We start from the raw sequence: 20012 nt of genomic DNA, 5'->3' as shown, positions 1-20012 counted from the left end.
CCGGCATGTCAGGTCGTGCCCTGTTCTGCCAGCCCCGCCGCTTCCGCCGCGGATCCGCCCTGACGTTGGTGTTCGCGAGCGTCCTCGTGGCCGGAGCGGCCACCGGCAGCCTGCCCGCGACCGACCGGAAACCCGCAGCGCGCCCCACCCAGGCGGCCGCCCCCACCGGACGCCACGCGGAGGTCGCCGAGGCGGCCGAGGAGGCCATGGCGGCCGGCACGTCCCCCGTGGAGGCCGCCGAGCGCGCCGTCAGCCGCAGCGGGGACCGGTGGGGCGCCGTCTACTCCCCGGGCGAGTACGAGGAGTTCGAGGACGCCCTCGACGGCCGGTACACCGGCGTCGGCCTGTGGGCCCGTGAACGGTCCGGCCGGATCGAGGTGACCGGGGTGGGCAGCGGCACCCCCGCGGCCGACGCCGGTATCCGCGTGGGCGACCGGCTGCGCAGCGTCGACGGCGAGCGGGTCGACGGGCGGCCCGTCACCGAGGTCGTCTCCTTACTCCGGGGTGACGACGCGGCCGAGTCCGCCGGCACCACCGTCCGCCTCGGTCTGGAACGCGGCACGCGCACCTGGAGCGAGACCCTGCGCCGGGTCCGGCTCTCCCGCGACACCGTCACCGTCGACGAACTCCCCGGCCGGATCACCGTCATCAAGGTCGGCGCCTTCACCAAGGGCTCCGGCGACCAGGTCCGGACCGCCGTCGAGGAGGCACCGGCCGACGCCGGCCTCGTCCTCGACCTGCGCGGCAACTCCGGCGGCCTGGTCGCCGAGGCGGTCACCGCGGCCTCCGCCTTCCTCGACGGCGGCCTGGTCGCCACCTACGACGTCGAGGGCGAGCAGCGCGCCCTGCACGCCGAGCCCGGCGGCGACACCGCCAGACCCCTGGTCGTGCTCGTCGACGGCGGGACGATGAGCGCGGCCGAACTGCTCACCGGCGCCCTCCAGGACCGCGGCCGGGCGGTCGTGGTGGGCTCCCGCACCTTCGGCAAGGGCTCCGTGCAGATGCCCGGCCGGCTGCCCGACGGCTCGGTCGTCGAACTGACCGTCGGCCACTACCGCACCCCGTCCGGCCGGGGCGTCGACGGACACGGCATCACCCCCGACCTGGAGGCCGCCGAGCAGGCGCTCCGGCGGGCGGGGACGGTCCTCGCGGGGCTCGGCCGGTAGCCGCGCGGGAAACGGCTTTCCGAAAACCCCCTCCGTAGTGCGAAAATGGGCCGCACTATGGCTAAGGAAAAAGGGCGCAAGCTGATCGCGCAGAACAAGAAGGCGCGGCACGACTACCTCATCATCGACACCTACGAGGCCGGTCTGGTCCTCACCGGGACCGAGGTGAAGTCGCTGCGTCAGGGCAGGGCCTCGCTGGTGGACGGTTTCGTCCAGCTCGACGGCAACGAGGCGTGGCTGCACAACGTGCACGTCCCCGAGTACAGCCAGGGCACCTGGACCAACCACAGCGCGCGGCGCAAGCGCAAGCTGCTGCTGCACCGCGCGGAGATCGACAAGCTGGAGTCCAAGTCCCAGGAGACGGGGCACACCATCGTGCCGCTCGCCCTGTACTTCAAGGACGGCCGCGCGAAGGTGGAGATCGCGCTGGCGAAGGGCAAGAAGGAGTACGACAAGCGTCAGACGCTCCGCGAGAAGCAGGACCGCCGCGAGACCGAGCGGGCGATCTCGGCGGTCCGCCGCAAGCAGCGGGCGTAGCACCCGTCCGCGGCGGACCGCCGTGCGTGAGGGGGGCCGGACCCGTCCGGACCCGTCGCGCGGGAATACGCTGGCACCGACCCGCGTTGGTCACGTACGATGGCGACAGCACCCCACAGCGGGTGCGCACCTTGAGAAGAAAACATGGGGATGATCGGTTTCGACAGCGGCTGTCGAAGCAGGGGAAGCGTGTCGAGGAAGCGGCCATGATCTCGTAAACCACAGGCCGAAAAAAATAATCGCCAATTCCAAGCGATCCATCTCCCAGGGCGAGCTCGCCCTCGCTGCCTGATCTTCAGGTAGCGAGCAGCAGCTCTCCTACTAGAGGGAGTGTCAGCCCGGGGATGTTCCCGACCCGGATCCTGGCATCATTCAGGGGACTAAACCTTGATCCCGGTCACGGGGTGAAGAGGGAAACCTAACAGTGACTGAGCCCGTCGGAGACTTGTCCGCGTGATCTCCGGGGCTGAGAAAAGCACAGCGGACTGCACACGGAGAAGCCCTGGTTCCGCACCGTTGGACGCGGGTTCGATTCCCGCCATCTCCACAATTCCCATGTGGGCACAGGCCCCGTCGCAGCAGCGGCGGGGCCTGTGTCGTGCGCGGCCGGCATTCCCATGGGCCGGTCCCTTCGCCGTCGCAGTGCGGCCGCGTCAGCCCAGCGGCAGAACCGCCGCCACCGAGAACTCCCGGTCCTTCGGCCCGGCCTGCAGGCTGCCGCCCAGTGCGACGGCCCGGCCCCTGAGCCCGGCCAGGCCCGTGCCGCGGCGCCGTCCGCCCGCCGAGGGGAGGGGCGGCGCCGGGTCGGCGGTGACGCCGTCGTTGCGGACGGTCAGCCGGATGCCGTCGGCCCCGGTACGCAGTTCGATCTCGCAGATCCGGGCACGGCTGTGCTCCAGCACATTGCCCACCGCCTCGTGCAGCACCGACCGCAGACAGTCCGCCACCGCACCGCCCGGCTCGACGAGCGGGGGCAGGGAGGTGCGTACCGCTATCCCGGCGGTGGTGAGCAGCCGCTGGGCGTGGGCGAACTCCTCGGCCAGCGAGAAGGCCACCTCGGGGCCGCTGATGCGCCGCACGTCCTCATGCGTCCGCCGGGCGAGCTCCACGACTTCCGTGAGCGCTGCCCGGACGGACCCTTCGGGAGCCTCCGCCCGCAGGGCGCTCTCCCCCCGCAGCGCGATGACCACCAGCGACGTGCCCACCAGGTCGTGCAGATCCTGCCGCATCCGCGCCCGGGTGCGCTGCTCGGCGAGCAGGGCCGTCTGCTCCCTGCTGCCGTGCAGCCGGGCGGCGAGCCGGGCGAGGTGGGCGACCGCGAAGACCGTGCTCGCCGTGATCGCCGTGCTCAGCAGAACGCTCAGCGAACCCCGGTCGGTGACGACCACGCCCGTGTGGATCAGCAGCGGCCCGCTGACGCCGACCAGCAGGGCGACCGGGAGAGAAGTGGTGGGCGGCAGCGTGAGCAGCACGGCGCCGGCCAGGAAACCGAGCAGGGACAGCCACCGGTAGTGGAAGAGCACCAGCGGCAGGTAGGTGAGCACGACCTGCACCAGCAGCAGGGCCCACCTCCAGCGGTGCGGCAGCCGGTAGGGCGGCGGGGCGTACTGCCCGAGCAGGACGGCGGGCATCAGCACCAGCACGGTGAGCCCGGTCGCCACCGCGCGTCTGCCGATCGAGGACGAGGCGACGTCCAACGCCGTCAGCGCGAGCGATCCGACCACCAGCACGGCCAGCGTGCCGAGGGCAACCCGAGCCCCCGGCGGAGCCGCCCCGCTCCCCACTGCCCCGCTCCGCATTGTTCCTTCGCTCCTGCCCTGCCGGCTCTGTTGGTGGGTGGTCCCACCTGGTGGCCTGGGGAGGCTGGGGAGCGGTGATGACCTCGGTCTTTATGATTCTCACATGCTCTCCCCGAGGGGTGAAATCTTCACTTCTTCCCTCTGCCGTGTCCCTGCTTTGATCATGGTTTGACCATGCTCACAGCAACAGGGAGACAGTAGAAGTGTCAGAGCGAATACGGTCCACCGACGAGTGGGAGGGGTCGGCCGTCGCCTTGCAGAGACGCAGACGGCTGCTGCCCCGGATCGCGGTTGTGACCGCCATGGTGCTGGCGGCGGAGACCGCCGTGGTGGTCGCCGCCACCGGCCAGGTGGTGGCCCTCGAACGGGAGAAGACCCGGCAGGCGGTCGGAAAACCGGCGCCCAAGGGCCCCGTCACCGCTGCGGACATCCCCTCCGCGAAGGTCGCGGCCCGGCTGAGCGGCAAGCGGGTCGAGGCGCTGTCCGAGCGGACCGAGACCTCCACCACCTGGGTGAACAAGGACGGGTCCCTCACCACCGAGCTGGCGGCCGGCCCGCTCCGCTTCGAGCGGGAGGGGGGCGAGTGGACCGACATCGACGTCGAACTCCGTGAGACGGACGGCGTGGTGGAGGCCAAGGCGCATCCCGAGGGGCTGCGGCTGGCGGGCAAGGGCGGCACGGTCCCGCGGTCGCTCGGTGAGGCGGGCAAGGCCCCGGCCCGTGACCTGGTGACCCTGGGTGAGGGAGACGAGCGGATCACCCTCCAGTGGAAGGGCGGGCTGCCCGCGCCGGACCTGGACGGCACTCGTGCGACCTACCCCGACGCACTGCCGGGCGCCGACGTGGTCGTCGAGGCGACCCGCACCGGCTTCGAGCAGTTCGTCGAGATCAAGCGGAAACCGGCCGAAGGCTACTCCTACACCCTGCCGCTGAAGGCCAAGGGCTTGACGGCGAAGCAGCAGCCGGACGGCAGTGTGCTGTTCACCGACCGGAAGAACAAGAAGCGGGCCGTCATGCCCGCACCGGTCATGTGGGACGCGAGCGTCGACAAGGTGTCGGGCGAGCACACCCGCAGGGTGCCGGTGGCCATGAAGGTGGTGCAGCGCAAGGGCGGCATCGACCTGGTGGTCACCCCGGACGCAGAGTTCCTCGCCGACCCGGAGACGACGTACCCGGTGACGGTGGACCCGTCCACGTCCGCGCTCTCCAACGTCTTCGACACCTACGTGCAGCAGGGCGAGACCCGCGACTGGTCCACCGACAAGGAGTTGGACTTCGGTAACCCGGGGACGACGAACCCGAACGGGACCCCGAGGACCGCCCGGTCGTTCATCTCCTGGAACACCTCGCCGATCGCGGACGCGCTGGTCTCCAGCGCGAAGCTGTCGCTGTGGAACTTCCATTCGGGCAACACCGACTGCAAGGCCCAGTCGTGGGAGGTGTGGTCCGCCGGGGCCGCGTCGACCGCTTCGCGCTGGACGGCGCAGCCGACCTGGACCGCGAAGAAGGCGACGTCCACCGAGACCAGGGGCAACCCCGACTGTGCCTCGGCCCCCGACGGGTGGATCAACGCGGACGTGACCTCGCTGGCGCAGGAGTGGGCCGCGGCCAAGGCGACGCGCGGGCACATGGGCCTGCGCGCCACGAGCGAGTCGGTGACGGCGCAGTGGAAGCGGGTCAACTCCGCCAACGCGGCGTCGAACGTGCCGAAGCTGACGGTCACCTACAACTTCCGGCCGAAGACGGGCACGAAGCAGGAGGCCGGTCCGCCGTTCTTCTCCTACAGCGGCGCCTACCAGGTCAACACGCTGACGCCGACGCTGCGCGACACCTTCGTCGATGCCGACGGTGACAAGGTCAACGGCACCTTCCAGATCTACGACAACGCGACCGACACCCAGGTCGGCAGCCCCATCGTGTCGAAGTACGTGGCATCGGGTCAGGCCGCCTCGGTGACCGTCCCGGCCGGGGTGCTGGCCGAGGGCAAGACGTACAAGTTCCGCACCAGCCCCTATGACGGGACGCACTACAACGCCGGCTGGTCGGCGTGGAAGACGTTCACGGTCGACACCAAGGCCCCGTCCGCCCCGACGAAGATCACCTCGACCGACTACCCGGTCGGACAGTGGGTCAAGGGCGAGGGACAGCCGGGCACGTTCACCGTGACCCCGCCCTCCGGGACCGACCACAACTGGCTCGAATGGTCCCTGGACGGCGTGACCTGGACCAAGGTCACCACTGGCGGGTCCGGCACGGCCAAGGCGATCTCCGTCACCCCGCCGAAGAACGGCAGCCACACCCTCCAGGTGCGGGCCGTCGACAAGGCGGACAACAAGTCCGAGGCGTCGGAGTACCTCTTCCACGCGGGCTCGGGCGGGTTCGTCCAGCCGTCGGAGGGTGAGCGCACCGCCCGCCGTCTGCCGTTGGTCGCCGAGGCCGAGGCGGGCAAGTACGACGCGGTGTCCTTCTCCTGGCGGCGCTCCGAGGCGGACCCCTGGGTGCGGATCCCGCTCGGTGACGTCACCTCGGGTGGCGCCCCGCTGACCGCCTGGCCGGTCCCGCTGGCCAATGGCAAGAACGCGCCGCTGGTGTGGAACGCGACGGAAACCGTCGACCCGGACGGAACCGTGCAGGTGAAGGCCGACTTCACCGGCCCGTCCTCCGCCGCGAGCAGTACCGCTCCGCTGACTGTGGTCGTCGACCGCAACGCGGACGGAGCCACCACCACCGAGGTGGGCCCCGGCTCCCTCAACCTGCTGACCGGCAACTTCACGCTCTCCGAGAGCGATGTGTCGATGTTCGACCTGTCGGTGTCCCGCACGGCCGCCTCCCGTACCCCCAACCGGGGCGCGTCGCAGGAGGGCCAAGCGGCGATCTTCGGAAAGGAGTGGGTCGCCGGCACCGTCGCGGAGACCACCGAGTCTGACTACAGCCACATCCGCCGGGTCTCCGACACCGCGGTCGACGTGGTGATGGAGGAGGGCGACGCCATCCACTTCACCGCGAACGCGGCGAAGAACGGCTGGATACCCGAGCCCGGCTCCGAGGACCTGACCCTCAAGGGCAGCCTGACCGGGACCCTGACCCTGTCCGACACGGAGGGCACGGTCACCACCTTTGCCAAGCCCGACGCGGCGTCCGCCACCTGGCAGGTCAGCAGCACCCTCTTCGACGGCCTGGCCAACACCACCACCAAGGTCGTCTCCGAGACCGTGACCGTCGACGGCAAGAAGCTGGCCCGTCCCAAGCGGATCATCGCCCCGACCTCGGCGGCCACCACCGCGGCCTGCGAGGCGTCCCCGGCGACCAAGGGCTGCAAGGTCCTGGAGTTCGTCTACGCGTCCACCACCACCGCCACCGGTACGGAGAACGACGGCCAGTTCGGCGACTTCGCCGGCCAAGCCAGCGAGATCCGGATCTGGGCCACCAGCCCCGGTGCCTCCGCCGCGACCGCCACGGCCGTGGCCAAGTACCGCTACGACTCGAACGGCAGCCTGCGCCAGCAGTGGGACCCGAGGCTCAGCCAGTCCTCGCAGACCCAGTACGCCTACTGGGATGGCCGGGTGACCTGGATGCAGCAGCAGAGTCAGCTGCCCCACACCTTCACCTACGGCAACGCGGGCGCCGGCACGGCTCCGGGTGACGGCATGCTGCTGAAGTCGTCCCGCCAAGCCCTGAAGCAGGGCACCACCGACACGGTCGAGGGCAACGCGGTCACCAGCGTCGTCTACGGCGTGCCGCTCACCGGCACCAAGGCGCCGTACGGCATGGGCGCCGCCACCGTCACCGAGTGGGGACAGCTGGACGCCCCCACGGACGCCACCGCGGTGTTCCCCGCCGACTCGGTGCCGGCGTCCCACGACGGCGCCGACCTCACCTCCGCCGCCTACAAGCGTGCCACGGTGACGTACCTGAACGCCTCCGGCCGCACGGTCAACACTGCCGCGCCCGGCGGGCACATCAGCACCACGGAGTACGACCGCTTCGGCAACACCGTCCGCGAACTGAACGCGGGCAACCGCGCGCTGGCACTCGGAGCCACCGCCGAGGAGAAGGAGCAGCTGACCGACCTGGGCATCATCGGCCGCTCGGCCGCCGAGCGCGCCCACCTGCTCTCCACCACCTCGCTCTACGACGAGCGCGGACAGCGGGAGCTCGAGGAATTCGGCCCCCTCCACCGGGTCGACCTGACCGAGGACCTGAAGGACGGCAGCACCGTCCTGGTCGAGGCCGGAACCTCGGTCCCGGCCCGTTCGTGGACGGTCAAGGAGTACGACGAGGGCCGCCCGAGCGACGGCACGGCCACGGTCAAGGACCAGGTCACGCTGACCGTCACCGGCGCCCGGGTCCGCGACTACTACTCCGTCATGGGCGAGAAGCGGGTCGAGACCACCCAGTACGACTGGGTCAAGGGCCTGCCCACGCTCACCACCAAGGACGCGGGCGGCCTGAACCTCACCACCACCACGGGCTACGACGGCCAGGGCCGGGTCACCTCCCAGGTGCTCCCGGGCGGGACGGGCAGCGATGCCGCGACCCGGATCACCGAGTACTGGTCGGCCACCGGCACCGGCTGGTGCAAGGGCCGCCCCGAATGGGCGGACCAGGTGTGCTGGACCGGTCCAGGAGGTGACATCACCGGCGGCGGCTCCCAGCCGAACAAGCTGGTGAACACCACGACCGAGTACGACCGCTGGGGCAACCCGGCCACCGTCACCGACGAGGTCGGCGGGACGTACCGGACGACCACGAAGACGTACGACGCGGCCGGCCGCGAGATCAAGACCACGGTGACCGGCGGCCTCGGCCAAGCGATTCCGGAGACCACCACCGAGTACGACCCCGCGACCGGTGCGGTGACCAAGATCAGCTCGCCGACCGGCGGGACGATCACCAAGGCGTACGACAAGCTCGGCCGCCAGATCTCCTACACGGACGCCGACGGCGGCGTCACGAAGACCGAGTACGACCTGCTCGACCGCCAGGTCAAGGTCACCGACTCCGTTCCGTCCACCCTCACCTACACCTACGACCACGCGGCCGAACCACGCGGCCTGGCCACGAGGACCACCGACTCCGTCGCGGGCGCCTTCTCGGCCACCTACGACGCCGACGGCTCCGTCGCCACCGAGAAACTCCCCGGCGGCTACACCCTGACCGTCACCGAGGACCCCACCGGCTCCACCGCCTCACGGAACTACACCCGCGACAGCGACGGCACGACCGTCTACACCGACCGGGTCAGCGAGTCGGTCCACGGCCAGGTCACCAGCCACCAGGGCTGGTCCAGCCAGAGCTACCGCTACGACCGCGCGGGCCGGCTGACCGGTGTCGACGACACGGCGGGCGAGGTCTGCACCCGGCGCGCCTACACCTTCGACAAGCGCACTAACCGCACGTCCCTGACCACGGCGACCGCCGACCCCGGCGCCGCCTGCACCTCCACGGGAGCAACCACCACCAACCACACCTATGACAGCGCCGACCGTCTCGTCGACGCCGGCTACACCTACGACGCCTTCGGCCGCACCACCGTGCTGCCGGGCAGCACGATCGGCTATTACGCCAACGACCTGGTCCACCGGCAGACCGCGGACGACAAGCGCCAGACCTGGCAGCTCGACGCCGCGCTGCGCTTCCGCTCCTGGACGGTGGAGACGGACACCGACGGCACCTGGACCCGGACCGGGTCCAAGCTCAACCACTACGACGGCGACGGCGACAACCCGCGCTGGATCGTGGAGGACACGGCCACCGGCGCGCTGAGCCGTAATGTCGGCGGGGTCTCCGGCGGCCTTGCGGCGACCACCACCAAGACCGGCGATACGGTGCTGCAGCTCACCACCATCCACGGGGATGTGGCGCTCCAGCTCCCGCTGGACACGGGCCAGGCTCCAGTGGCGCTGGACGGTGACGAGTACGGCAACCCCCGTCCGGGGCAGCAGGCCACCCGATACAACTGGTTGGGTGCCAAGCAGCGCTCGAGTGAGACCCTGACTGGCCTGACCCTGATGGGTGTGCGGCTTTACAGCCCTGTCACCGGCCGGTTCCTTTCCACGGACCCGGTCTACGGCGGCAACGCGACTGCCTACAACTACGTCTACGCCGATCCGCTGAACAAGTACGACCTGGACGGAAAGCGGTGCTGGTTCGGTAAGAACCGAAACGGATCCTGTCGAGGCGCACGGGCGGCCAGGTTCGCCGGGTATACCGCGCTCGCCGTTGGCGGCGCCGTGGCTACCGGCGCTATGTGTGCTGCCACTGCCATCGTTGGTTGTGTGTTGGCAGGTGGTGCAATAGGGGCCTTCGCCGCTGGCGGGACTTATGCAGTCAGCCGGAACATGTGTACAAAGCGGTGCACTCGCTCCGGTTTCGCAGGCTCATACCAGAAGGGCTTCGCGGGCGGCGCCGGCTACGGCTACTTCGGCAGCAGAGGGACCGGGGTACGCAGAAACGGGTGGGTTCGTTGGGCGCCTCCGTGGAGCAAATCCTCCGGCAGGCATGGCTTCCAACGTGGTAGGCACCGCCGATAAAATGCGGTTCTCCCCTCTTTGCCCAACGGGCAGTATGTAGAATCTGTCGGGTCTGACCTCCGGAGGTCAGACCCGACAGCGTTTCTGCCTCTCATGGTGAATATCTCGATGATGGAACGGAATGGAATGTACAAGTTCATTCAGGTTGCTGTGTACGCGCTGGCCTTCCTTGTTGCGATTCTTTTCTTTCGAGAGAATTGGCTGTTCGTGCTTCCCTTGATAGGGGCCGGTCTGATCAATTTTGTCCTGCTGCCTTCTTTTTTTCGCAGGCAAGGAGGTGAGGCGGACGTATGACCACTGAGGATCGACTTGGGGCTGGGAATTTCCGCTGTCCGTGATCGGATACGTCTAACGGGGCCTATCGCCCAGAGAAAGGAAAATTCACTTTCTTGCTCAAGATCCGGATGCCGCTCGCCCGAAACGGCCAGGCCGGCCATCAGAGGGAGTGCGTCAGCGGGAGCGGAAGACCGGGTCTGGTGATTCTGGCCTTGATGGCTTTTGCCGCAGCGTGCTCGCGTGGTGGATCCCGGCGCCATGTGAGGAGACTGGGCGTCCGTGTTGCCCATCGGCCCACCGAGCTGCCTGCCGTGCCCGTCAGTCCGGCATAATCGATCGGTGATCAAAGTGCTCGTGGTCGAGGACCACGCCGTCGTGCGGTCAGGGCTGGCGGCACTGCTCTCGGGCGAACTGGGGATACAGGTCGTCGGCCAGGCCGCCGACGGTGAGGCCGCACTGGTTGAGGCTACTCGGCTGCGGCCCGATGTGACTCTCCTCGACATCGATCTGCCCGGCATGGATGGCATCGCCGTAGCCGCTGTGCTCGCCGAACGGCTGCCTGGGTGCCGCACTTTGATTCTCACGGCACTGGACCGGCCCGGTCATCTGGGTCGTGCCATGGCCGCCGGAGCCTCCGGCTATCTGCTCAAGAACGCGACCCCCGCAGAGACGGCGGACGCGATCCGTCGGGTCACCGCGGGCGGACGAGTGATCGACTCGCGGATGCGGGGCGGCCGGGTCGACGAGGTCAGCCCTCTGACCGAGCGGGAAGCCGAGGTGTTGCGGTTGGCGTCCTCGGGTGCGCATGCCCGTGAGATCGCCGCTGACCTCTTCCTGAGCGTGGGTACGGTGCGCAACCGGCTCTCGTCCGCCGTGGGCAAGCTCCATGCCCGCACCCTCGTCGACGCCCTCCGCATCGCCGAACGCCACGGCTGGCTGTAGGAGGTGAAGATTTCACTTCCCGGGGCCCGCGCCGGGTGATGAGATCAAGCCGGTTGAGCTGCGCCCGCCGCCCACGGGGCGCGGCATGGCAGGGGTGCAGGAGACGGGGAGCGCTCGGTTTCGATGGTGGGGTGGTGGGCCGCGGTGCGGCGGGTGAGGGTGGAGTCGGCCGCGGTCTACGCCATGGCCTTACTGGTGTACGGCTCGGCGGTGGTGGGCGTGGTGTGCGGCGGGCCGTGGATGATCGTGTGGTTCCTGCCCGCCCTGCTGGGCTCGCTGGTGGCGATCTGGTTCGTACGGCATGCGGCTCGATGGGAGGCGTCGGCGGCGCGTGCGGCGGAGGAGGAGGAAGAGCCGCGGCACTGACGTCACCGTTCCGTTCGTGCCTCCGCGCGCGGTGCGGTGCTGGCGCGTTCCGTCAGGCGGGGCGGCAGCAGGGTGGCCTCCGGCACCAGGATGCCGGACAGCTTCCGTAGCAGCAGGTGCACCGCGCGGGTGCCCAGTTCGGTGGAGGGCACGGCGACCGAGGTGGCCGGGACCCGGGCCGAGGCGGCCACGGGTGCCGGGCAGACGGCGACCAGGGAGAGGTCCTCGGGGATCCGCAGGCCGAGCTGCTCGAAGGCGTCGATCAGCGGGTCGAGCAGCGGCTCGTTGTGCACCACCAGCCCGGTCAGCGAAGGCTGCTCGCGCAGCAGCCGCTCGGCGATCGCGCGGGCCGCCTCCCGGCCCGCCTCGCACGGGTACACGGCGGAGGCGAGCCGGTGCCGGTCGGCGGCGGCCGTGAAGCCCTGCACGAGCCGGCGTGCGAACGCCGTCCGCCGGACGTACACCTCCGGCGGCGAGCCGACCAGCGCCACCGTCCGGTGCCCGAGCCGCGCCAGATGCTCCACGCACAACTCGCCCGCCGCACCGAAGTCCAGATCGACACAGGTCAGCCCGTCCGGCTCGGCCGGGACGCCGATCAGTACCGACGGCAGGGGCAGCGAGCGCAGCAACGGCAGGCGGGGGTCCTGGAGTTGTACGTCCATCACGACCAGCGCGTCCGCCGCCCCCGTCTCCGCGACCCGCTCGATCCCCTCCTCGCCCTCCTCCTGGGTGAGCAGCAGCACATCGTGGTCGTGGGCGCGGGCGGCGGTGACCACCGACACCGCGAACTGCGTCACCACCGGTACATGGACGCCGGAGCGCACCGGGACCGCCAGTGCCAGGACCCGGGAGCCGCCCCGGGCGGTGCCACGGGCACGGGCGGGCGTCCGGTAGCCCAGTTCACGGACGGCGGCCCGGACGCGGCGCCGGGTCTCGTCGGAGATCGGCCGCTTGCCGCTGAGCGCGTAGGAGACCGTGCTGGGGGAGACCCCGGCGCGCCGGGCCACATCCGTGATCTTCGCCATCGGGGGTTCTCCACTGACACGGTTCGCGGGGGAAGGAACGGGAGGGGAAAGAGCGTCGAAGCGCTTCGACGGGTGAAGGTATGTGTGAGCCCGGGGGCCGTCAATGGGCCGGACGGGATTCGACGGGGCGGTTCGACGGCCCGAACGGCGAGCGGGGGCCCAGCGGCCCGAACAGGGCCAGCGCCGTCAGCAGGGCCGTCCCGGCCGCCGCCACCGGAACCCCGTAACCGGCCGCTGCCGAGGCGTCTTCCACGACCCAGCCGCCGGCCGCGCTGCCGCAGGCGATCCCGCCGAGCAGGCCGGTCACCGCGAGCGTCATGCCCTCGTTCAGCCGGCCCTCGGGGGTGCAGCGCTGGACCAGTGTCATCGTCGTGACCATCGTCGGCGCCGTGGCCATCCCGGCCACCAGGAGCGCCCCCGCCAGCAGCGGGAGCGAGCCGGTGAGGACCGCCGCGAGCAGCGGCAGCGCCATCAGCGCGGTCATCGCGGCCAGGCACAGGGGCAGCCGGGACCACGCGGACCCCGCCGGGCGCACCGCCCCGTAGGCGAGGCCCGCCGCGCAGGAACCGGCCGCCTGGAGGGCCAGCACCGCGCCGGCCGCCGAGCGGTGCCCCTGCGTGTCCGCGAACGCGATCGTGACGACCTCCATCGAGCCGAACACCGCACCGGTCGCCAGGCAGACGACGAGCAGCGGACGCATCCCGGGCGCGCGGAAGGGAGCCCGGCCCGGGGCGCGCCGCCCGGCCGGCGGCTCGGTGGAGCGCTGGGCGACGAACAGGGTCACGCCCGTCAGCAGCAGCACCGCGCCCACCAGCGTGCCGGCCTCCGGGAAGAGCGCCGAGCAGAGGAAGGCCGCGAGCACCGGGCCCAGCATGAAGCACAGCTCGTCCGCGGCCTGCTCGAAGGAGTTCGCGGTGTGCAGCCCTTCGGCGGCGTCGGCACGGCCCTTCAGCAGGTGGGCCCAGCGGGCCCGGGACATCCCGCCGGTGTTGGGCGTCGTGGCGGTGGCGGCGTAGGCGGTGAACAGGGTCCAGACGGGGGCGCCGTGGCGCACGCAGAGCAGCAGCGCGAGGGAGCCGAGCACGGCGAACACCGTCGCGGGCAGGGCGACGCGGGCCTGCCCGTACCGGTCGACCAGCCGCGCCGTCCACGGGGCGACCACCGCGGTCGCCGCCAGCCCGGTCGCGACGACGGCACCGGCCAGGGCGTACGACCCCCGGGTCCCGGCGATCATCATGACCGCGCTCACGCTGAACATGCCCATCGGCAGCCGGGCGACGAGGTTCCAGACGGTGAACGCGCGGGCGCCGGGCAGGGCGAACAGGCGGCGGTACGGGCCGCGTTCCCGGTCCTTCGGCCCCCTCGGCCGCCCGCGCGGTGCGAAGTCGACGGCGACCAGGGTGTCGGCCGTGACGGTGAACAGAGGGGTGTCCCGGGAGGCCGCACGGCGGTCGCGGAAGGTCGGCTGAGGCATGGACTCACCGTCGCCCGCGCCCGCGGCGCCGGTCCAACACCTGATCGGTACCGATTCACGCACCCGCGTTGTAGGTTCACCGGGTGTCCGCCCCCACCCACCTCGACCCCCGCCTCCTGCGCGCCTTCGTCACCGTCGCCGAGGAACTGCACTTCACCCGCGCCGCCCTGCGCCTGTACGTCGCCCAGCAGGTGCTCAGCCGTGATGTGCGGCGGCTGGAACGGGAGTTGGGCAGCGAGCTGTTCGTACGGACCACCCGCCAGGTGACGCTCACCGCCGACGGCGAACACCTGCTGCCGTACGCCCGCCGCGTCCTCCAGGCGCAGGACGACCTGATCGCCGCCGCCGGACAGGCCCGCCCGCTGCTGGTGGACCTCAACTCCCCGGGCCTGCCGACCCCGCGCCGGGTCCTGCACCGGGCCCGCGAACTCACCCCCGGCCACGAGCTGATGGCCCGCTACGAGAGCGGCCTGACCTGGGCCGCGGCCGAGGTGCTCGCGGGGCGGCTGGACGCGTCGTTCGGGCGGTTCGCGGGGCTTCCCGAGGCGCTGCGGGCCGGGCTCGACCAGCAGCCCGTGCGGTACGAGCCGATGGCGGTGGTGCTGCCCGAGGACCACCGGCTGGCCGCACTGGAGGAGGTGCCGCTCGCCGCGATGGCCGGTGAGACGGTGTACGCCGGGGCGGGCAATCCGCGCACCCCGGAGTGGACCGACCTCGCCCTACTGTTGTTCGAGGGGCGCGACATCGCCCTCGCACCGCCGGAACCCCTGGCCGTCGGGGACGAGGAGTTCGAGCGGATCATGGCCAGAACACGCTGCCCGGTCCTCGCCGTGGTGGGCTTCCCCGCGCTGACCTCGATGGTGGTGCGCCCGCTCGTCGACCCGGTTCCCTTGTCGCCCGTGTCGCTGGTGTGGCGAAAAGGCAGGACTCACCCCGCTCTGGACGGACTTCGCCGGGCTGCCGCCGGTATCGCCGCCGAGGAGGGCTGGTTGCGACCCCCTGTGGACGGATGGGTTTCAGACAGTGATCTTGTTGTCATGAGTTCCCCCTGATATCTCGGATGTTTCACGAATGACACGAATCTGCACCAGGGGGGCACGGAACCTCCGAGTGCGCTACATTCGACGCTCGAGCACAGTGTGATAAAAGGGGCGCTCGGAGCGGGTGGGGGGCTCGAATCCGACGGTGAGTGCTCGGGCCGTGAGCGGACCCCGGAACAGTCTCGTGGGGGAAGTGCGTGGAGAAGTGGCGAGAAGACGCCCAACCGGATCGGTCCGAGACCGCGTCGGCGTCCAAGGGTGACCACGGGAACTGGTTCTCCCGGGGCACGGCCGGCCACACCGCCGAACCGGAGCCCAGACCCTACGCCTCCGCCAGGGACGACTGGCCCTATCCGTACGACACGAGCGCCGTGACGCGTCCGACGGGCGGCACGCCCGCCGCGGACGGCACGCGCAGGATGCCCGTACAGCGCGGACCGGAGGGAATGCTGCGCGACCCCTGGCAGGAGGACGCCCCGGCGACGGCCGTCCTGCCCCCCGTCCCCGTCCCCGCTCCCGCGGCACCCGCCGACGACGTACCGGACGACGCACCCGCCGACAACGCGGCTGACGCACCCGACGCCGACGACGCCGACGACACCGACGACTCCGCCGGGCAGACCCATGACCCGCACGAGGTGACGATCCAGCTCGACGCCGTGCAGATCGGGAACGGGATGCTGCTCGGCACGCCGAACCGGCCGGGCGGCGGAGCAGTGCACGAGCCCTCCGACGGGCCCGTCTTCGTCGACGAGTCAGGCCGCCGCGTCCGCCGCTACCGCCGTATCGGCCTGGCCGTCGGTCTCGCCTGCGCGGCGTACGCCGTCGTCATCGTCGCCACGCTGCTGTCCGGCAACTCCGACGCTCCCTGGGTGCCCGTCCCCGACCAGGAGCAGGGGCAGCCCGCCGAGAAGGTCGAGGCCTCGCCCCGGCCCACCGAACCGGACGCGTCCCCCGGCGCCGAGGTCGCCCCGGACCCGGACCCGGGCACCGAGCCGACCGCCGGCGAACCCGACCCCGTCACCCCGCCCGACGCCGGCCTCCCCGCGGGCGGCGGGGCCGCCGCCGTGGACGGAGCCGTCGAGCCCGCCGCCCCGTCGCCGACGCCGTCGACCGGAACCACCCCGAAGCCGGGCACCGGCACCGACGCCTCCCCGAGCGCTCCGGTCGGCTCCCCGGCCGGGTCGGGGCCCGCCACCCCGACGACCCCCTCGGACGGCACCAGCACCGTTCCGGCCCCACCGCCCGCCGGAGAGGACCCCGGCGACGAGGAACCCGCCGACACCGACAACCGCGCCCAGGCGCCCGCCGGCCGGCCGGCCGTGGCCGCCGAGAGCCCCGCCGCACCGCCGGCCCCGTCCACCGACCCCGCCGCACCATCCCCGGAGCACGTTCTCTGATGGCCTCCCACCCCCGCCGCCCCGGGCCCGCGACCGGAGACCGAGGCGGCTCCCGGCGTCGCAGTCAGCCCAGACGTCGCCGTCTGCCCCTGCGCCTGCTGCTTCCGCTGCTCGTGCTCGTCGCCCTGGCGGCGATGCTCATGCTGCGCGGATACACGCACAGCGAGATCCTCGCCGACCACCGCGTCCAGCCGCCCGCGCCCACCGACAAGGTGCCGGACAAGATCCTCGAGGGCGGCCCGGTCATCGACGCCCGCGGCGGCCGCACCGAGAGCCTGAGCGTGCCCGACCACCGCCTGGTCCTCACCTTCGACGACGGCCCGGACCCGGTCTGGACGCCGAGGGTGCTGGACGTGCTGAAGAAGCACGACGCGCACGGGGTCTTCTTCGTCACCGGCACCATGGCCTCCCGCTACCCGGACCTCGTGCAGCGCATGGTCGACGAGGGCCACGAGATCGGCCTGCACACGTTCAACCACCCCGACCTCTCCCTCCAGTCCAAGAAGCGCATCGACTGGGAGCTGTCGCAGAACCAGCTGGCGATCACCGGCGCGGCCGGCATCCGCACCTCGCTCTTCCGCCCGCCGTACTCCTCCTTCTCCGCCGCCATGGACAACAAGTCCTGGCCGGTCACCGAGTACATCGGCAGCCGCGGTTACATCACCGTCGTCAACAACACCGACAGCGAGGACTGGCAGCGGCCCGGCGTCGACGAGATCATCCGCCGTGCCACGCCCGAGAACGGCGAGGGCGCCATCGTCCTGATGCACGACTCCGGCGGCGACCGCAGCCAGACCGTCGCGGCGCTGGACAGGTTCCTGCCCGACCTGAAGGAGCAGGGCTACGAGTTCGACAACCTCACCGAGGCCCTGGACGCGCCCAGCGCGATGAGCCCGGTGACCGGCTCCGAGCTGTGGAAGGGCAAGGCGTGGGTCTTCCTGGTCCAGGCCTCGGAGAAGCTCACCGGCGGTCTGGTGGTGGGCCTGGCGATCATCGGTTCCCTGGTCATCGCCCGCTTCGTGCTGATGCTCCTCCTCTCCGGCGCCCACGCCCGCCGGGTCCGCCGTCCGGGCTTCAGCTGGGGCCCGCCGGTCACCGAACCGGTGACGGTGCTGGTCCCGGCCTACAACGAGGCCAAGTGCATCGAGAACACCGTCCGTTCCCTGATGGACAGCGACCACCCGATCGAGGTCCTGGTCATCGACGACGGCTCCAGCGACGGCACCGCCCGCATCGTCGAGGCCATGGGCCTGCCCAACGTCCGGGTGATCCGCCAGCTCAACGCGGGCAAACCGGCGGCGCTCAACCGGGGCCTGGCCAACGCCCGTTACGACATCGTCGTGATGATGGACGGTGACACGGTCTTCGAGCCGTCCACCGTCCGCGAACTCGTCCAGCCCTTCGGCGACCCGAAGGTGGGCGCCGTGGCGGGCAACGCGAAGGTCGGCAACAAGGACAGCCTCATCGGCGCCTGGCAGCACATCGAGTACGTGATGGGCTTCAACCTGGACCGCCGCATGTACGACATCCTGGGCTGCATGCCGACCATCCCGGGGGCCGTCGGCGCCTTCCGCCGCTCGGCACTGGTACCGCTCGGCGGCATGAGCGACGACACGCTCGCCGAGGACACCGACGTCACCATGGCGCTGCACCGCGCCGGCTGGCGCGTGGTCTACGCCGAGAACGCCCGCGCCTGGACCGAGGCCCCGGAGACCGTCCAGCAGCTGTGGTCCCAGCGCTACCGCTGGTCGTACGGCACCATGCAGGCCATCTGGAAGCACCGCCGCGCCGTGATCGACAAGGGGCCCTCGGGCCGCTTCGGCCGCGTGGGCCTGCCCTTCGTCTCCCTGTTCATGATCGTGGCCCCGCTGCTGGCCCCCCTGATCGACGTCTTCCTGCTCTACGGCATCGTCTTCGGCCCGACCCAGAAGACGATCATGGCGTGGCTGGGCGTCCTGGCCATCCAGGCGGTCTGCGCGGCCTTCGCCTTCCGCCTGGACCGCGAACGCATGACCCATCTGATCTCGCTGCCGCTGCAGCAGGTCCTCTACCGCCAGCTCATGTACGTCGTGCTGCTCCAGTCCTGGATCACCGCGCTCACCGGCGGCCGCCTGCGCTGGCAGAAGCTGCGGCGCACCGGCGTCGTCGAGGCGCCCGGCGGCTCCGTGCCCGGCCCGCGTGCGCAGAGCGACGACGACCGGAGGCCCGTGGCATGACCCAGCGCACGACCGAGCCCGCACCCGTACCGGAGCCCGCCGCGGCCTTGGCCGCCGGCGCCGCGAAACCGGGCCGCGACCGGTACCTCGACCTGCTGCGCTCCGTCGCCCTGGTCCGCGTCGTGGTCTACCACCTGTTCGGCTGGGCCTGGCTGACGGTGCTGTTCCCGTCGATGGGCGTGATGTTCGCGCTCGCGGGCTCACTGATGGCGCGTTCCCTGAAGCGCCCGGCGGGGAGCGTGATCCGCAGCCGGGTCCGCCGTCTCCTGCCGCCCCTGTGGGCGTTCGCCGCGGTCGTGCTGACGATGATGTTCGTCAACGGCTGGAACCCCGGGAAGGACGACGGCACCTGGGGCCTGATCGGGCTGGTCAACTACCTCGTCCCGATCGGCGCTCCCCCCTACCCGTGGCAACTCGGCTCCCCGTCGGGCCTGCTGGACGTCACCTGGGCGGTGCAGGCCGCGGGCCCGCTCTGGTACCTGCGCGCCTACCTGTGGTTCGTCATCGCGTCGCCGCTGCTGCTGTGGGCGTTCCGCCGGGCCCCCTGGCCGACGCTGCTCGCCCCGCTGGGCCTGACGGCGGTCGTCGGCACCGGCCTGGTGACCATCCCCGGCGAAACGGGCAACGCGGTCACCGACTTCGCGGTCTACGGCGGCTGCTGGGTGCTGGGCTTCGCCCACCACGAGGGCATGCTGAAGCAGATCCCGCGCTACGTCTCGGTCTCCTGCGCGTCCCTGGTGATGGCCTTCGGCCTGTGGTGGGCGTCGGGCCACCTGGGCCCCGACGGCTGGAACCTCAACGACATCCCGCTGGCCCAGGCCACCTGGTCGTTCGGCTTCGTGGTGATCCTGCTCCAGTACTCGCCGTCGTGGCGGGAACTCCCGGGGCGCCTGGCGCAGTGGGACAAGCTGGTGACCCTCTCCAACAACCGCGCGGTCACCATCTACCTGTGGCACAACCTGCTGATCATGGCGACGGTCCCGCTCGTCGACCTGCTGTACCGGCTCCCGTTCATGCAGAGCGAGCGCGGGGTGGAGGCGCTCAGCAGCACGTACACGCTGTGGATGTTCGCCCTGATCTGGCCGCTCATCGGCCTGACGGTCCTGGCGGTCGGCTGGGTCGAGGACCTCGCGGCGAAACGGCGGCCCCGCCTGTGGCCGAACGGTGCGAAGCGCTCCACCGGCCGGCGGAGCAGGGCCGGTGCGGCGGCGCACCGAGGCTGACGCCGAGGGCCGTCC

General features: G+C 71.1%; 12 protein-coding genes and 1 other RNA gene. 10 read left to right on the top strand and 3 right to left on the bottom strand.

Annotated elements, in window-relative coordinates:
• Positions 1 to 5: 5 nt before the first annotated feature.
• The 3 genes from ACVW19_RS12875 (at position 6) to ssrA (ending at position 2253) form a co-directional block, all read left to right on the top strand.
• Positions 6 to 1166 (top strand): S41 family peptidase, encoded by a 1161-nt coding sequence (locus ACVW19_RS12875; protein ID WP_457459384.1) that lies wholly within the window; start codon positions 6 to 8, stop codon positions 1164 to 1166.
• Between the two features lie 57 nt (positions 1167 to 1223).
• A complete protein-coding gene (smpB, locus tag ACVW19_RS12870; RefSeq protein WP_109378307.1) occupies positions 1224 to 1703 on the top strand; it encodes an SsrA-binding protein SmpB in 480 nt (159 codons plus the stop codon).
• A 146-nt stretch (positions 1704 to 1849) separates the two neighbouring features.
• Positions 1850 to 2253: a transfer-messenger RNA gene (gene ssrA / locus ACVW19_RS12865) on the top strand.
• A 103-nt stretch (positions 2254 to 2356) separates the two neighbouring features.
• Here the strand turns inward: ssrA and ACVW19_RS12860 are convergent.
• The gene (locus ACVW19_RS12860) at positions 2357 to 3433 is read right to left on the bottom strand and encodes a sensor histidine kinase (RefSeq protein ID WP_457459382.1); all 1077 of its coding nucleotides are present in this window, start codon (positions 3431 to 3433) and stop codon (positions 2357 to 2359) included.
• A gap of 371 nt (positions 3434 to 3804) precedes the next feature.
• Here ACVW19_RS12860 and ACVW19_RS12855 point away from each other — a divergent pair, with 371 nt between their 5' ends.
• From ACVW19_RS12855 to ACVW19_RS12845, 3 genes are all read left to right on the top strand, one after another.
• A complete protein-coding gene (locus ACVW19_RS12855; protein ID WP_457464586.1) occupies positions 3805 to 10035 on the top strand; it encodes an RHS repeat-associated core domain-containing protein in 6231 nt (2076 codons plus the stop codon).
• A 615-nt stretch (positions 10036 to 10650) separates the two neighbouring features.
• On the top strand, positions 10651 to 11253 hold the full coding sequence (locus tag ACVW19_RS12850) for a response regulator transcription factor (RefSeq protein ID WP_457459380.1): 603 nt from the start codon (positions 10651 to 10653) through the stop codon (positions 11251 to 11253).
• 123 nt (positions 11254 to 11376) lie between these two features.
• On the top strand, positions 11377 to 11619 hold the full coding sequence (locus tag ACVW19_RS12845) for a hypothetical protein (protein WP_457459379.1): 243 nt from the start codon (positions 11377 to 11379) through the stop codon (positions 11617 to 11619).
• 2 nt (positions 11620 to 11621) lie between these two features.
• On the opposite strand, the gene ACVW19_RS12840 is transcribed toward ACVW19_RS12845, so the two are convergent.
• Together ACVW19_RS12840 and ACVW19_RS12835 are read right to left on the bottom strand one after the other, a co-directional pair.
• Entirely contained in the window at positions 11622 to 12644 is a 1023-nt protein-coding gene (locus ACVW19_RS12840; protein WP_457459377.1) for a LacI family DNA-binding transcriptional regulator, read from the bottom strand.
• Between the two features lie 100 nt (positions 12645 to 12744).
• Positions 12745 to 14118, bottom strand: coding sequence for an MFS transporter (locus tag ACVW19_RS12835; RefSeq protein ID WP_457459375.1), 1374 nt, complete (start codon positions 14116 to 14118; stop codon positions 12745 to 12747).
• A gap of 83 nt (positions 14119 to 14201) precedes the next feature.
• Between ACVW19_RS12835 and ACVW19_RS12830 the strand changes: the two genes are divergently transcribed.
• From ACVW19_RS12830 to ACVW19_RS12815, 4 genes are all read left to right on the top strand, one after another.
• On the top strand, positions 14202 to 15170 hold the full coding sequence (locus tag ACVW19_RS12830) for a LysR family transcriptional regulator (protein ID WP_457459374.1): 969 nt from the start codon (positions 14202 to 14204) through the stop codon (positions 15168 to 15170).
• 185 nt (positions 15171 to 15355) lie between these two features.
• The gene (locus ACVW19_RS12825) at positions 15356 to 16558 is read left to right on the top strand and encodes a hypothetical protein (RefSeq protein WP_457459372.1); all 1203 of its coding nucleotides are present in this window, start codon (positions 15356 to 15358) and stop codon (positions 16556 to 16558) included.
• On the top strand, positions 16558 to 18774 hold the full coding sequence (locus ACVW19_RS12820) for a polysaccharide deacetylase family protein (RefSeq protein ID WP_457459370.1): 2217 nt from the start codon (positions 16558 to 16560) through the stop codon (positions 18772 to 18774). The genes ACVW19_RS12825 and ACVW19_RS12820 overlap by 1 nt, the downstream gene beginning before the upstream one ends.
• On the top strand, positions 18771 to 19997 hold the full coding sequence (locus ACVW19_RS12815; RefSeq protein ID WP_457459368.1) for an acyltransferase family protein: 1227 nt from the start codon (positions 18771 to 18773) through the stop codon (positions 19995 to 19997). Before ACVW19_RS12820 ends, ACVW19_RS12815 begins: the two co-directional genes overlap by 4 nt.
• Positions 19998 to 20012 lie beyond the last annotated feature (15 nt).

This window comes from Streptomyces sp. TE5632 (assembly GCF_054061295.1).
The sequence above is the reverse complement of the archived record's forward strand: the minus strand, read 5'-3'. Positions and strand labels throughout refer to the sequence as shown.